Genomic DNA, 14,445 nt, shown 5'->3' with positions numbered 1-14,445 from the left:
ATTCGTATTAAAAAATTCATTATAGTTAACCTTCCTGCTTCAACTTTATTCTATTGGACACATAACCATGGCTGAGATTATCAATAACAATACAACCGCCAAGATTGATGATGAGATTATCAATAACGAGCAGTTTGAAGACATGCGCGACTTATTAGAAGAAGACTTTGCTGATTTAATACAAGTCTATTTTACTGACTGTCAGCACCGCATCACACAACTAAGAACCGCTCAACAAGAAGAAGATAACGCTAATGGCTTTGAGCTTGCTCATGCATTAAAAGGTGCCAGTGCTAATCTGGGTACAACCCAACTGGTGAGCCTTAGCAGTCAATTACAAGAGCGATGCCGCGAGCAGCGTATCAGCGAACAAGCTCCGCTTATCGAAAATATTGCCATTGCATTAGACAATGCTGAACAAGAAATCAACCAGCGCTTGGGGCAACAATGAGTAACGACGTGTCATCATTTTTAGCATCACCGGCAGCGTCGACGCTAAGTCATACAGCGAACGATTATTTGTCTTGTTTACAAGTGGTCATGGTTAATACTACCCTGCCCGCCAATATTGGCTCAGCAGCAAGAGCGATGCACACTATGGGCTTGTCACGATTGACAGTCGTTAATCCCAAACTACCAATTGATGAAACCAGTATCTCTCATGCCGCAGGTGGTAGTGATTTATTGTCATCCGCAATCATAGCACCGACGCTAGAGTCTGCTATCGAAAATTGTCAGTTGGTATTTGCTGCCAGTAGTCGCAGTCGTCATTTGCCGCGCCCTGTGGTGACACCCACACAAGCGGCCAAAATCATGCTGGATTTTATTGATAAACAGGCGGCTCTCGATACAACTAAGAGTACTACTGATAATCAAACCGCTCACACTACTAACCAACCAAATATCGCTATCTTATTTGGCCGTGAAGATCGTGGTTTGACCAATGAAGAATTGGCGTATGCAGATTATCATATTCAAATCGATGCCAATCCTGCTTATCCAGTGCTCAATGTCGCCTCAGCCGTGCAAGTGATTGCCAGTTTTATTTTTGCTTACGCGCAAACGCACATCAACGCTGACACTGACACTGATACTGATACTGATACTGATACTGATAAATTAGGCACAACTGACAGTTTAGAAATGTCAGAACAACCAATGCTGAATACTTACGTGCGGCAACAATGGGATGAGCCTGCTATCACCCAACAACAACTGCAACAACTTACTCAGCGTACTACCGCTTTGATGGTTCAGCGCGGTTTAGCAGACAGCGAACATTTGAAATCGCTACCATCGCGCCTATCTCGACTGGGATCACGTATTCAGCTCGATCAAAAAGAATACCAGCTATTAAGCGCCTTGATTGCCAAACTTGCAAAAGACTAATATTTAGCTACAATTCGTGGTACGTCGGTTTTTTACCCTAGACTGCGGCTGATATACTGCCGAAAACCACGCACATTATTTGATTACTATTATTTTTTATGAGTCGAACAACAGCAGCAACTAATTATAATTAGCAGTTGCCCTGAATTTAATGATAACCAGCATTTAATACTAAAAAGGAATTTATTATGAATTGGACCGTTTATTTATCTGGAGAAATACACAGCGACTGGCGTCAGAAAATCATGCAAGGTGCTACAGAACATGGTCTTGACATTAAGTTCACATCCGCAGTAACTGAACACGAAGCCAGCGACGCAGCCGGTGACGTGTTAGGTAAAAATGACAATGGATTCTGGCGCGATCATCAGTCCTCAAAGGTTAATGCAATTCGCACTAAAAATATGATCCAAAAATGTGACATTGCTATCATTCGGTTTGGTGATAAATACAAGCAGTGGAACGCTGCATTTGACGCGGGATATTGCGCCGCTTTGGGTAAGCCGTATATCACCCTGCATGCTGAGGATATTATCCATCCGTTAAAAGAAGTGGATGCGGCGGCAATGGCATGGGCGCAAACGCCTGAGCAGGTTGTAGAGCTGCTAAAATATATTACTAACGATAGCTAAATTAGAAACGAGCGCCTATAGATACAAAAGCTAATGATTGGCTTTTATATCTATAGGCAATCTGTTTTTATTTATAGCCCATCGCTATATTTTATGATACAAAGCTGCTATAACTAAAGAGATTGTAATAAAAAATACGATAGGATGATTTATGTCATTGCCAACCAATTTTTTCAAATCGCTTGCCAGTATTAAAAAAGATTTAAAAGAAGATATCGATGCGGTATTTACTCGCGATCCTGCTGCGCGTAATAGCTTAGAAGTTATCTTGACCTATCCTGGTATCCACGCCCTTATTTTGCATCGCGGGGCCCATTGTCTTTGGCTAAATGAGCAAAAACTGGCTGCCCGCGTTATCTCTTATGGCTCGCGCATCATCACTGGCATTGAGATTCATCCTGCTGCCAAAATCGGCAGACGCTTTTTTATTGATCATGGTGTTGGCGTCGTCATTGGTGAGACCGCCGAGATTGGTAATGATGTCACCTTGTATCACGGTGTGACTCTTGGCGGCGTATCACAAAATAACGGCAAGCGCCACCCAACATTAGAAGATGGCGTAACGGTAGGTGCGGGTGCAAAAGTATTAGGGCCATTTACTGTTGGTAAAAACGCCAAGATTGGCTCAAATGCGGTCGTTGTCAAACCTGTGCCAGCAGGCGCAACCATGGTCGGCAGTGCAGCGCGCATGATATCCGATCATCACGACGAGAAAGGCAATCCTATTGTGAAAAAAGTCGATGACGCCAAGCAACAAGAAAGCGTCATAAAAGCAGCCGCTACAATCAATAATACAGAGCAAAGCAATAGCTCTAAAGATGAGCCAAAGACAAGCACACAGAGCTCAGCACGTGACACCGCTTTTCAGGCTTATGGTATCGACCCCTATTCACAAGACCCAGTCGCTGAAGCTTTTGCTAAAATGCTCGAGCATATTCAGCAGTCAGAAAACCGTTTGGATCAACTGCAGGCAGCAATGTGTAAAATCGATCCTGATTTTTGCAAAAAAGAGTATGACAAACTCTGCTTAGAGGATTTGGATGTGATTGGGCAAAAAGATATGGATCAGGCAGGCGCTGAGCAAAAATAGGCGTATAGTTGATTAATTGCACTTGCATGCAACCTTACTCTTAATAAAACTAAAAATCCCGAAGCCAATTAATGTAACGGCTTCGGGATTTTTTTAATGATAATAGAAGCGCCTCTTTAATAGAACAACATCTTTATTAATTTAATTTTTCTTCAACCCATGCTTTTAATACCACTGCTTGATTATGTTCTTCATTTTTTGCGCCATAAATAAAGGTAACATTATGTTTCTCAAGCTGAGTTTTTACTTTGTCTAGAAACTCATCTTTAAGATCATTGTCTTCTAGTTCTTTTTTATAGGATTGTTTAAAGTCACTAAACTTGTCTTCATCATGATCAAAGGATTTCCTCAGTTTATCTGAGGATGCAATATCTTTTGGCCACCAGCTATAACTTAGGTTCTCTTTTTTTATGCCTCTCGGTCATAAACGGTCTACTAATATACATTATCCATCATCCTTTCCCTTTTCTGTATACGCTCTTCGGATTTTAATTTTTGACATGACTATAGAATCCTTTTAGCCTTAAAAATTAATATTATATTTGAATGACTCACTTACTGAACCGTCCTGTCCATAGCATGAATGATGATACCCGAAACAGTCTGCTTAAAACGATGAATTAGGTTGCTTTAAGAACGCTACTTCTTCGACAGTTGAAGTCCGCCCCAAAATTTCATTCCGGTGTGGATAACGACCAAAGCGATCAACGATGACTTTATGTTTGATCTCAGACTCGTATATTTCTTCATTAGTAAATTTCTTAAATAACAGCTCAGCTTGTTGGTGAATTAACTTTGATTCGCTATGCATATAAGGCATCAAAATAAACTTGCGCTCATCCACACTCTTTAGTTCTTGTAGTATGCCAGCTGCTACCGCTTCTTGAGCTAAGGCCAATGCCATAGGGTCTTGAGAAAAAGCGTTTGGCGTATTGCGGTAAATATTGCGTGAAAATTGGTCTAATATAATGATTTCAGCTAATCGTCCCTGAACGCTGCTACGCCAAGCATAAAACTCTGCGGCGGCAGCTTGCGTAAGAATATCGATAAAGTGTTCTCTAAGCACTTGATCTAAGCCTAAATCCTTCTCGAAAAAATTTTGGCTACCCACCTCTTTAAAACAAAAATTCAATATTCTGTTGTACATAAACAGCACCTTTCAAAGCTTTAGAAGCGGTGATATACGGGCTAAGCGTTTGCCTAACTTATTTCCTAACAATCAGTTCCACTTCCTACTATCAATTCCTCTATCCCCGCACTCTCATGCGCTTTAAATGGATAACGATCCGCCATCACTATCCATTCGGATATGCTTTTATCGCTTAGGCTATTTTTATTACTGGTTAATTTTATTAGTAAAATATCAATATCCATCGTCACTTGCCGAATGGCATTAGGCTCGATTTTTCGTTGTCTATTACAATCACCTTCAAACGATTTAAAGCTCTGTTGTAGCTGCTGCAAAGTCGTTGCTGAGCTTAAATTCAGATAGACACATTGATTGGTATAATCCGGTTTTGGGTTTTCTACGGTCGCCGTAAAGTCTGGATTTTGAAAGGCAGTAGATAGCTGTACTCTACCAAACGCTTGTAATTTCATACGAACGCGAGACAAGTAATGCTCAGCTCGATGGTTACTACCCAACGCTAATAATACCGCCGTCACTGATTGCTGTTGCAACCGCTCAGGGGCAATTATTTTTAACGTTTCGAGATTCATAGTGAATGAACCTTTATGCGTCATTAGGCTTTTTTTCAGCTGCTTTAGCATAGCGAGTAATTTGTACGCCAACTGCATCAGCCTGTTTAATAGCGGTAGGCTTAGCAACGCTCAAAGTCAATTTATGACAAGAATAGTTCGCAAGCAGTCTATCTGCAATTTGCCCAGCCAAATGCTCAAGCAACTCTGCTTTGATTTCTTGACACCAAGCGCTAACGTCATTGCAGACGGCTTTATAATTAAGCGCGTCATTTACATCATCGGACGCAGCAGCTTTACTAATATCTGTTTCAAGCGCGATATCAATCAATATTGGCTGGGTTATTGCGCGCTCCCAATCGTAAACGCCAATCACTGCCTCTACCTTTAGACCTTTTACAAATACCACATCAGACTCTGTGTGCAACATCATTTTATCCTTATCGACTACGTTTTTTATAATTAGACTTTAAACTTAATGATTCTGTAAATTTTCATCATGCATGCGAGCTGCTTTTAGCTGTTTGCTAGGACGATGACGCCACAAGTCAATGCTAAATAATAACAGACCAAACCAAATTAAACCAAATACTGCTAAGCGGTGTAAGTCAAAGGGCTCTTTATAATAAAATACAGCTAAGAAGAAAATAAAGGTCGGCGTTAAATAGTTCATAAAACTAAGAATACTATAAGCGACCTGCTTGGTGGATTTATTAAATAGCAACAACGGTATCAAAGTGATCGGACCTGCTAGCATCAGTAGCCAAATATTTGGGGTAAACCAAAAGCTAAGCTGGCTACTCACCACATCCGCCTGCCAAAACCACCAAATACAAATGGGTACCAGCATCGCCGTTTCGACAAACATCGCATCAACAGCAGTCAACGGTGTTTGGCGCTGAATAGTGCCATAAGTACTAAAACTAAACGCTAATATCAAAGATATCCACGGCAAGCTACCAATCATAAGCACTTGAATAACGACAGATAATAGAGCGAAGCCAATTGCTACCCATTGTAGGGTACGCAATCGCTCTTTAAATAAAATCATCGATAATGCCACGCCTACTAGTGGCCCGATAAAATACCCTAAACTGGCCTCAAGGATACGATCGTCATTCACCGCCCAAACGTAGGTCAGCCAGTTAATGGCGATAATAATACCGGATACAAAGGTGATTGCTATCCACTTTGGATTTTGCTTAAGCGTATCAATCCATTGCCAGCGTTTACTAACAATAAGCACGACAAGCAGGCATAAAAATGTCCAGATGATACGATGACCAATGATTTCGGTCGCGTCATAGGCGGACAGTTGCTTAAAATATAATGGAAATATGCCCCAAATAGAAAAAGCGATCAGCGCGGTAATAATGCCACGTCTGGTCGTTTTGATAGGAGCTACTGTTTTTTTGACGACATTCTGGGTAGTCATGAGACGAAACAACTATTTTAGAGCAAAGCGCACCCTCACCTGATTTTAATTATTCATGTCAATTGATATTAATTCATAGGCAAGAACGCAGGGTTACTACGGTAGGATACAAGGTAAAAAGCAATGTATTCATGCCTGTATTTGCATGAACACATTGCTAACGACAACAACAGTTTTTACATAAATTTTATATAACGATTAACAAGCAATCTTGTTAACTTTGGCAACCAATATAGCTAATAATCAAGTTAATACTAGATTGCGAACTAAGGAGCGCTACTATTGACTTCAATAGACATACCGATTTGAGTGGCAAGCTCAGCAAATCCTGGGAAGCTGGTATTAACCGTCTCAACGCCTTCAATCGTAATTTGCTTCGATGCGCGTAAGCTAGCAACCGCAAAGCTCATCGCAATACGATGATCATGATGCGAGGTGATATGTCCGCCACCAAAAACAGGCTGGTTATTATTTACCTCACCATTCTGACTTACAAGACCTTTGCCTTCAATGATCAGACCATCTTCAGTGACGGTACAATCAACGCCAAGCGTTTGTAGCCCGTCCGCCATGACTGCAATACGGTCTGATTCTTTAACACGCAGCTCTTTTGCTCCAGTCAAAATGGTACGACCTTGTGCACAGCTGGCAGCGATAAATAAGACTGGAAATTCATCAATCGCCAGAGGTACTAAATACTCTGGTATCTCAATACCGACCAAATTTGAGCTGCGAATCGTGATATCAGCAACTGGCTCACCACCAACATAAGTCTCATTACTTAAGCTGATATCAGCATTCATCAACTTTAAGATATCAATAATACCCGTACGTGTCGGACTAATACCAACTTGTGTTAACGTCAGCTCGCTATCTTGGCTGATCGCGGCTGCCACCATAAAGAACGCCGCTGAGGAGATATCGGCAGGTACAGCGATATCACCGCCTGTTAATGTACCGCCACCTTCAACACTGATGCGATTGCCATCGACAGTTACTGGATAGCCAAAAGCCGATAACATGCGCTCGGTATGGTCACGGCTGACTTCAGGTTGGACAACCGTCGTGGTTCCCTCTGCCCAAAGACCTGCGAGCAATAAGCACGACTTAACCTGTGCCGACGCTACCGGCATATCATACTCAAAACCTTGTAATGGCTTACCTACATTCGTACGACCAGTAATACTTAAAGGTGCTGTGCCCTGTTGACCAGTACTTTGAATAACCGCGCCCATCTCGCGTAACGGTGCTGCCACGCGCTCCATCGGACGTTTATTAAGACTGGTATCACCCGTTAATACACTATCAAATGCTTGAGCGGCTAAGATACCTGCCAATAGGCGCATACTGGTGCCAGAATTGCCCATATATAATGGCGTCTTGCTGGGTTTTAGACCGTTCATACCCACGCCGTGAATGGTCAGTTTACCGTTATCAGGTCCTTCAATAGTCACCCCCATATCACGAAAAGCTTGCAAGGTTGCTAGCGCATCTTCCCCTTCCAAAAATCCAGTGACATGTGTCACGCCTGTTGCAAGGCTACCAAGCATAATGCTGCGATGAGAGATAGATTTATCACCAGGAATGGTTATGGTGCCGACCACGGTGTTGCTTGGTGAAATATTATAAGAAGCTGACATAGCAGAGGTATCCGTATAAGGAGTGCTGGCTAACATATGGCCAAAATGTCGCCGTGCGGCTTGCGCGCGGCCCAAAAGTCCCATCAGGGCGGTTGAATCTTTATCAATGATAAGCTGGCGCATCGTTTGTAAGTAGACGCTGTACTCATCGAGAGCGCTGACAATTGCGCCTTGATTGGCAAAAAATATATCGTGCCACATCTTCGGGTCACTGGCGGCAATACGGCTAAAGTCTCGAAAGCCACCAGCAGCATAACGAAACATATCTAAATTGTCATCGTGACTGGCCAATTGCTCAACGAGATTAAAGGCGAGTAGATGTGGTAAATGACTGGTATGTGCCAATATCGAATCATGATGCTCAGCTGCCATCGGCATGACGGTGGCACCCACTGCTTCCCATAACTGGCGTAACTTATTAATGGCTACATTACTGGTTGTTGATAGCTCACAGATAATGACGCTATGATTGGCAAATAAATTAGCGCGGCGAGCATGATACCCTGAATTTTCAGCACCGGCAATCGGATGTGCAGGTACTAGCCCTATAGGCAATGTTTCGAATACGTTCCTAGCGGCTTCAATGATATTGACCTTGGTGCTACAAACATCGGTAATAATGCAATCAGTGGCAATTTGACCATTATCCATTGCCGTTTTGATATCAGAAAATACCGCTTGTGCCGCTTGTACCGGCACGGCAATAACGATTAAATCACTGCCGGATACAATATCGCTAAGTACAGCGCTGCCCGCATTTAGTAAGCCTTGCGCAATCGCTTCTTCTATACTTGGCAGATAACTATCGACTGCCACTAAACGTTCACTTAAACCATTATCTTTAATAGCTTGCGCAAGACTGGCACCAATCAATCCAAGACCAATCACACAAACTTGATTGAATAATGGCTGTAAAGTAGATCTGTTTAACATGGCTGCTTGACGACTTACCGTTTGATTTATTTTTTGCATATTATTTTAATTATCTTTCACTTAAAAATTATTAACTTAACAATTCTGAGTTTGACAGCATTAAGCCTAATCATCAATCAATCTTAATCATCAGTCAATATAGAACGCAGAGTATCAATAAGGCGTGTATTGTCTTCTGCGACCCCAACGGTAATCCTTAACCAGTTAGGTAAGTCATAAGCATCCAGCGGACGCACTACAACGCCTTGCTCTAATAACGCTTGGTAAATCACAGCAGCCGTTACGTCCTCCATCTCAACTTCTACTTCTACCATCATAAAGTTGGCATGTGATTTAATGAAGCCCAAGCCTAACGCATCAAATTGTTTCTCTAACCAGCGCATTTGCCCTTGGTTAGTTGACCTAACTTTCTCAATAAAATCTTGATCAGCAAGTGCGGCAGCGGCAGCGGCTAGAGCCAATCTGCTGACATTAAATGGCTGACGAATTCGATTGAGCAACTCTGCTACTGGAACTGAGCTTAGCGCATAACCAACACGCAGACCGGCGAGTCCATAGGCTTTAGAAAAGGTGCGGACGATGACTACATTATCAAATTCATCTAACAGTGTTCGATTATTACTCTCAGGACTATATTCGATATAAGCTTCATCCAATACTACCAATACTGAGCTTGGTATACTAACCATAAATTCATGCAGCTCTTTATGTTCAAGCTGCGTACCGGTTGGGTTATTAGGATTGGCGATAAACACTATCTTAGCATCAGGATTATCATGAACCGCTTGGCTCATGGCTTTTAAGTCATGACCAAACCGGTTAGCAGCTACCTCAATGCCCATAGCACCTTGCATTTTAGCCAACATCGGATAAATGATAAAGGCATACTGGCTATAAACAATCGCATCATCAACACCGGCAAAACTACGCGCCAAGATATCAAGCAAATCATTAGAACCATTACCTAAGGTGATCTGATCGACATTGACATCATTAAAATCAGCCAATGCTTGCTTCAGATAATAGCCATTGCCGTCAGGATAACGTGCCAGCTGACCCAACTGCTCAGTAATCGCTAGCGTGACTTGCGGTGAGCAGCCTATCGGATTCTCATTACTGGCAAGCCTTACCACATCTGAGACGCCATACTCACGCGTCAACTCTTCAACCGGCTTTCCTGTTTGATAAGGTGCCAACTCTAAAATACTGTCATAGGCAGGCACTAGCGGTGATAAATTGGACTCTGTCGATTGGGTAGACTGCATGGTTTATCCTTAGATGTGATAACGCATCTATTATTGGCGAAGACGCTTGACTGAGTAATGACCGCTGCTTGTTATCTTGTTATCGCTATAATACGGCTTTTGGATAAGAACCTAGTATACGTAAGTCTTTGACCAATGGGCGGATATCAGCGATCGCAGCACTAACATTTGGGTCTTGAATATGCCCATCCATATCGATAAAGAAGACGTAAGCCCACTTATTAGGACGCTCTGGACGCGTTTCAATACTGGTCATAGATACGCCATGATAAGATAATGGTTTTAAGATTTCGATAAGCGCACCGGCTTTGTCATGAGCTGAGACCATAATCGAAGTTTTATCTTGGCCTGATGGCGCGACCGCTTCGTGACCAATGATTAAGAATCGCGTGGTATTGCTTGGATTGTCTTCAATATTTGAGTAAAGCTTGTGCAAGTCATATTCTGCAGCAGCCACATCTCCAGCTATCGCCGCCGAATGCCACTCGTTTTTCAAGCGACGTGCTGCTTCACCGTTGCTAGATACGGCAACACGCTCAACATTAGGAAAATTCACATCGAGCCAATGACGGCATTGTGCTAGTGATTGCTGATGCGAATAAATACGGCTTAGACCATCGATTTTAGTATGTTCAGCGACCAAGAAGTTTTGATGGATCGGTAGCTCAACTTCGCCGATAATCTTTAACGTCGAAGATAAAAAGCCATCTAACGTATGATTGACCACGCCTTCTGATGAGTTTTCAACGGGTACTACACCATACATCGCTGTGCCCGCTTCCACTTCACGGAATACATCGGTAATGGTCGTCAGTGGAACAGTGTCGGCAGCTTTACCAAAGTGTTTTAATGCAGCGGCATGAGTAAAGGTGCCGACTGGACCCAAGAAAGCAATACGTTGCGGCGCTTCTAAATCAAGGCATACCGACATGATTTCACGGAACAGGCGCGCCATTTTTTCATCGGCGATTGGTCCGGTATTGCGAGCCATCACAGCTTTTAGCACTTGCGCTTCACGCTCAGGGCGATAAAAGATAGGATTGCTATTATCGGCAGTCGGATTATTGGCAATGTGGTTTTTCTTTACCGCTGCCACTTGCTGAGCCAGCTTGGCACGGTTATTAATCAGTGTCTGAATTTCGCAGTCTACTGCATCAATATTTTGGCGAATATTGTCCAAAAACTCTTTTTCGTTTGCGGTATCGCTAGCGCCTACGCTGGTTTGATTTAGATTGTCCACGTTTTGCTCTGGTGACTGCTCACTCATTACCGCCCATCCTTTTTTAGATTTTATCACTGTTAAGTATGACTATTTTTTGAAAACTACTGTATTGATATTTGATTTAAAAAAACACTTAAACACTTTTGATATTTAATACTAAGTGACATTTAACGTATCATCATTGGGTTTTTTAGGAAACCTCTTTTAAAAAGCCTCTTTTAGAAAACACTTCAATGATACAGTCACGTCATTAACTATTATATAGTCGATTCACTTTAAACAGAATACAGTATTGCTGGTATGAATTTTTTGAAGCCTCTGTTTGGCGAAGCGCACAGCAAGCGAGAAAAATTTATACCAGCAGAGTGTTGTGATAACCATATATTAATTAGTAAATGCCTAGCTTGCCAGCTGACCGGCTCTACTATAGCAAAAACTACGGACAGTGCCCATTCGTAAATGAGTGTAAACCTGCAAATTGCTATAAATCTTAGCACAGTTATATAATATAAGGGCTAAGCACATTCAAACTATCAGGTAACATACGTTCAAATCTATGTTACAGTTTAATGGTACTCATAAGTTTATGTACTAGTACAACCATTAATAAGAAAATAACACCGTTAATTGACTATACCAAGGATATCTGATGAGCGCATTACAACAGCTTCGCACCATGACCACCATTGTCGCTGATACCGGCGACCTTGCCGCCATTGCTCGCCTAAAACCCATCGATGCGACCACCAATCCTAGCCTAATAACCAAAGCACTTATTAATCCTGATAATGAAGCGATGCTCTCAGAAGCAATGAGTCGCCATCGAGATGACATTGATGCCGTGATTGATGAGCTGACCATTCAGATTGGTTGCGATATTCTAGCCTTGATTGAAGGTCGCGTCTCGACCGAAGTCGATGCACGTTTGTCTTATGATACCCAAGCGACGATTGATAAAGCCTTGGAGTTTATGGAAGCTTATCAAAAAGCCGGTATCGATTCAGAGCGCGTCCTGATTAAGATGGCAGCGACGTGGCAAGGCATTGAAGCGGCACGCTATCTGGAAACTCAGAATATTCACTGTAATTTGACCCTGTTATTCGGTCAGCATCAAGCCATCGCCTGTGCTGATGCAGGCGTAACTTTGATTTCGCCTTTTGTTGGACGTATTTTAGATTGGCAAAAACGTCAGCAAAATCGTCAAAATGTGCCGGCTTCTGATGATATGGGCGTGCAATCTGTTAAGCTTATTTATCAATACTACAAACAGCATGGCTACAACACTCAAGTGATGGGCGCAAGCTTCCGCTCGACTGAGCAGATACTAGCATTAGCAGGCTGCGATTTATTGACCATAGCGCCTAACCTTATTGATGAACTGGCGGCGATGGATGTAGAGGTGACTCGTCAGTTATCACCAAGCATGTCAATGGACATGAAAGACATGACTCGAGTGAGCTTGACTCCGGAAGAATTCAGTACAGCCTATCAGCAAGATACGGTTACTCAAGACTTATTACCAAAGGGTATTGATGGCTTTATTGGTGCGCGTGATGAGCTGGCGGCGATGTTGGCGACTATGCGTGACTAGACTTAATAGATTAAGTGTTGATCTGAGCGCATAGCTAGCTTGAGCGTTAATCAATATAAACGATAATTAATATCGACGATTTTCTATCAGTGTGAGTAGCAGGAAATAAAAGAAATTTGCCTGCTATTATTAATTTGGCTATTATGAGCGTCTTTAAATTACACAAGCAAGGCTGAATTATGAAACGGCTAGCAGTGATATTAGCAGGTAGTACGCTTGCGCTTAGTGCTCATGCAGTAAACTGGTCAAAAGTATCAGACAGTCAGACTGGATCTACTTTTAGCTTAGATTTGGACTCTATTGAAAGCTCCGATATTAATATCATCGATGAAAAAAGTGTCGAAAATATCACCGTATCTATTCGTAGAACGTATCCTACACAAAAAAGTGTTACTAAAAACATAGCTAAAGGCGTAACGAAAAAAAGTAAAGAAGCGGATATTCATCATAGCGATCAGCAATGGCTCATCTCTTGTAAAGACGCCAGCTACTATAGGCGCGCTTACGTTAACTATGCCGCTGATGGCAAGGTTATAAAATCTTGGCAATCAGAACAGCCAATACTGACCACCAAAGACTTCAAAGTCACTACGCCAAAAACGATTAGTCGTCTGCTAGTAGAACAGTCTTGTAAAAATTACGAGCAAGCTAAGTAAACGGTTTAAAACTGACTGACATAAAAAAGCGCGCTGAATGAGTTCAGCGCGCTTTTTTTTATACTGTACAACCCACTTTATACACTCAGCTTTCTAAGCCTTTAATACCGTATAAACCGGCACTGGAAATTCACCGTGTAAAGCGACCAAATCCAGTAATACCAAAGCACCCACTACTGTATGCCCAGCTGATCTACACAACTCATAAGCGGTGGTGAGCGTGCCGCCCGTAGCTAAGATGTCATCGACCAATAAAACGCGCTCAGGTGGCAGATTGTTTTGCATCTCAAGCGTGTCTTTACCGTACTCGAGGGCATAAGCTTTATTAGCGACCGGTGGTGGCAGCTTACCGGGTTTACGTAGCAAAATCATACCTTTACCCAATCGACCCGCCAGCAAACTTGCAAACACAAACCCACGCGCTTCAACCGCACCCAAACAATCTACCTCGTCCATTACGCCTTCAGGCAGTGCAGTAAGCAGCGCATCAATCACTTCATCAATATGACTGCGCAGTAACGGTGTAATATCATAAAAATCAATGCCGACTTTCGGGAAGTCTGCTACTGTGCGAATGATTTGCCAAAATGGATGATCGATATTAAGTGTATTAGATGACTCGGTTGCGGTATTAGCTGATGTAACGGCGGTGTTAGCGCTCATAATAACCCTTAGCTTGTATGACTTAGATGATGATATAACAATGGTCAACGACGTATGAATTTGTAAAATTAGCGGCGGCAATTATATCATAAGCGGCTTTAATATTGCGCTGAGATAGGCAAAAACACCACTGCTTAAGTAAATAAAATCAGGCATAGTGACTTGATAAATGCTGATTAATCTCAATATACAAGTGTAAACTTAACTATGAAAATGACGGTTATATGCTAA

General features: G+C 42.3%; 15 protein-coding genes. 6 read left to right on the top strand and 9 right to left on the bottom strand.

Translation table 11 applies throughout. From position 1 onward, the window contains the following. The first annotated feature begins 67 nt into the window (after positions 1-67). From EPB74_RS01155 to cysE, 4 genes are all read left to right on the top strand, one after another. Positions 68-451, top strand: coding sequence for an Hpt domain-containing protein (locus EPB74_RS01155; RefSeq protein ID WP_079691876.1), 384 nt, complete (start codon positions 68-70; stop codon positions 449-451). Continuing rightward, positions 448-1,389 carry an RNA methyltransferase gene (locus tag EPB74_RS01150; RefSeq protein WP_274902297.1) on the top strand — a complete coding sequence of 314 codons (942 nt, stop codon included), beginning with the start codon at positions 448-450 and terminating at the stop codon, positions 1,387-1,389. The genes EPB74_RS01155 and EPB74_RS01150 overlap by 4 nt, the downstream gene beginning before the upstream one ends. A 188-nt stretch (positions 1,390-1,577) precedes the next feature. Further along, positions 1,578-2,021 (top strand): YtoQ family protein, encoded by a 444-nt coding sequence (locus EPB74_RS01145; protein ID WP_079691878.1) that lies wholly within the window; start codon positions 1,578-1,580, stop codon positions 2,019-2,021. Positions 2,022-2,211: 190 nt separating this feature from the next. Beyond that, positions 2,212-3,111 (top strand): serine O-acetyltransferase, encoded by a 900-nt coding sequence (gene cysE / locus EPB74_RS01140; protein WP_446740007.1) that lies wholly within the window; start codon positions 2,212-2,214, stop codon positions 3,109-3,111. A gap of 136 nt (positions 3,112-3,247) precedes the next feature. Here cysE and EPB74_RS13425 read toward each other — a convergent pair whose 3' ends face one another. The 8 genes from EPB74_RS13425 to pheA all read right to left on the bottom strand — a co-directional run bounded on the left by EPB74_RS13425 (position 3,248) and on the right by pheA (position 11,349). Then, on the bottom strand, positions 3,248-3,523 hold the full coding sequence (locus EPB74_RS13425; protein ID WP_446740006.1) for a DUF488 domain-containing protein: 276 nt from the start codon (positions 3,521-3,523) through the stop codon (positions 3,248-3,250). A gap of 195 nt (positions 3,524-3,718) precedes the next feature. Further along, positions 3,719-4,258, bottom strand: a complete 540-nt coding sequence (locus EPB74_RS01135) for a DUF924 family protein (protein ID WP_274902295.1) — start codon at positions 4,256-4,258, stop codon at positions 3,719-3,721. Between the two features lie 65 nt (positions 4,259-4,323). After that, positions 4,324-4,830 (bottom strand): 2-amino-4-hydroxy-6-hydroxymethyldihydropteridine diphosphokinase, encoded by a 507-nt coding sequence (locus EPB74_RS01130; RefSeq protein WP_274902294.1) that lies wholly within the window; start codon positions 4,828-4,830, stop codon positions 4,324-4,326. Positions 4,831-4,843: 13 nt separating this feature from the next. Next, entirely contained in the window at positions 4,844-5,239 is a 396-nt protein-coding gene (folB, locus tag EPB74_RS01125; RefSeq protein WP_274902293.1) for a dihydroneopterin aldolase, read from the bottom strand. A gap of 45 nt (positions 5,240-5,284) precedes the next feature. Next, the gene (gene rarD / locus EPB74_RS01120; protein ID WP_274902292.1) at positions 5,285-6,244 is read right to left on the bottom strand and encodes an EamA family transporter RarD; all 960 of its coding nucleotides are present in this window, start codon (positions 6,242-6,244) and stop codon (positions 5,285-5,287) included. A gap of 266 nt (positions 6,245-6,510) precedes the next feature. Further along, a complete protein-coding gene (locus EPB74_RS01115; protein WP_274902291.1) occupies positions 6,511-8,856 on the bottom strand; it encodes a bifunctional prephenate dehydrogenase/3-phosphoshikimate 1-carboxyvinyltransferase in 2,346 nt (781 codons plus the stop codon). Positions 8,857-8,939: 83 nt separating this feature from the next. Then, the gene (hisC, locus tag EPB74_RS01110) at positions 8,940-10,082 is read right to left on the bottom strand and encodes a histidinol-phosphate transaminase (RefSeq protein WP_274902290.1); all 1,143 of its coding nucleotides are present in this window, start codon (positions 10,080-10,082) and stop codon (positions 8,940-8,942) included. An 85-nt stretch (positions 10,083-10,167) separates the two neighbouring features. Then, on the bottom strand, positions 10,168-11,349 hold the full coding sequence (gene pheA / locus EPB74_RS01105) for a prephenate dehydratase (RefSeq protein ID WP_274902289.1): 1,182 nt from the start codon (positions 11,347-11,349) through the stop codon (positions 10,168-10,170). A 604-nt stretch (positions 11,350-11,953) separates the two neighbouring features. Here pheA and EPB74_RS01100 point away from each other — a divergent pair. Continuing rightward, positions 11,954-12,895, top strand: a complete 942-nt coding sequence (locus tag EPB74_RS01100; RefSeq protein WP_274902288.1) for a transaldolase — start codon at positions 11,954-11,956, stop codon at positions 12,893-12,895. Positions 12,896-13,074: 179 nt separating this feature from the next. Beyond that, entirely contained in the window at positions 13,075-13,551 is a 477-nt protein-coding gene (locus tag EPB74_RS01095) for a hypothetical protein (RefSeq protein WP_274902287.1), read from the top strand. A gap of 93 nt (positions 13,552-13,644) precedes the next feature. Here the strand turns inward: EPB74_RS01095 and EPB74_RS01090 are convergent, their stop codons facing one another. Then, complete coding sequence (locus EPB74_RS01090) at positions 13,645-14,214, bottom strand: adenine phosphoribosyltransferase (RefSeq protein ID WP_274902286.1); 570 nt, start codon at positions 14,212-14,214, stop codon at positions 13,645-13,647. Positions 14,215-14,445: the final 231 nt, after the last annotated feature.

This window comes from Psychrobacter sp. DAB_AL62B (assembly GCF_028895345.1).
In the GTDB taxonomy this organism is placed as follows: Bacteria; Pseudomonadota; Gammaproteobacteria; order Pseudomonadales; family Moraxellaceae; genus Psychrobacter.
The sequence above is the reverse complement of the archived record's forward strand: the minus strand, read 5'-3'. Positions and strand labels throughout refer to the sequence as shown.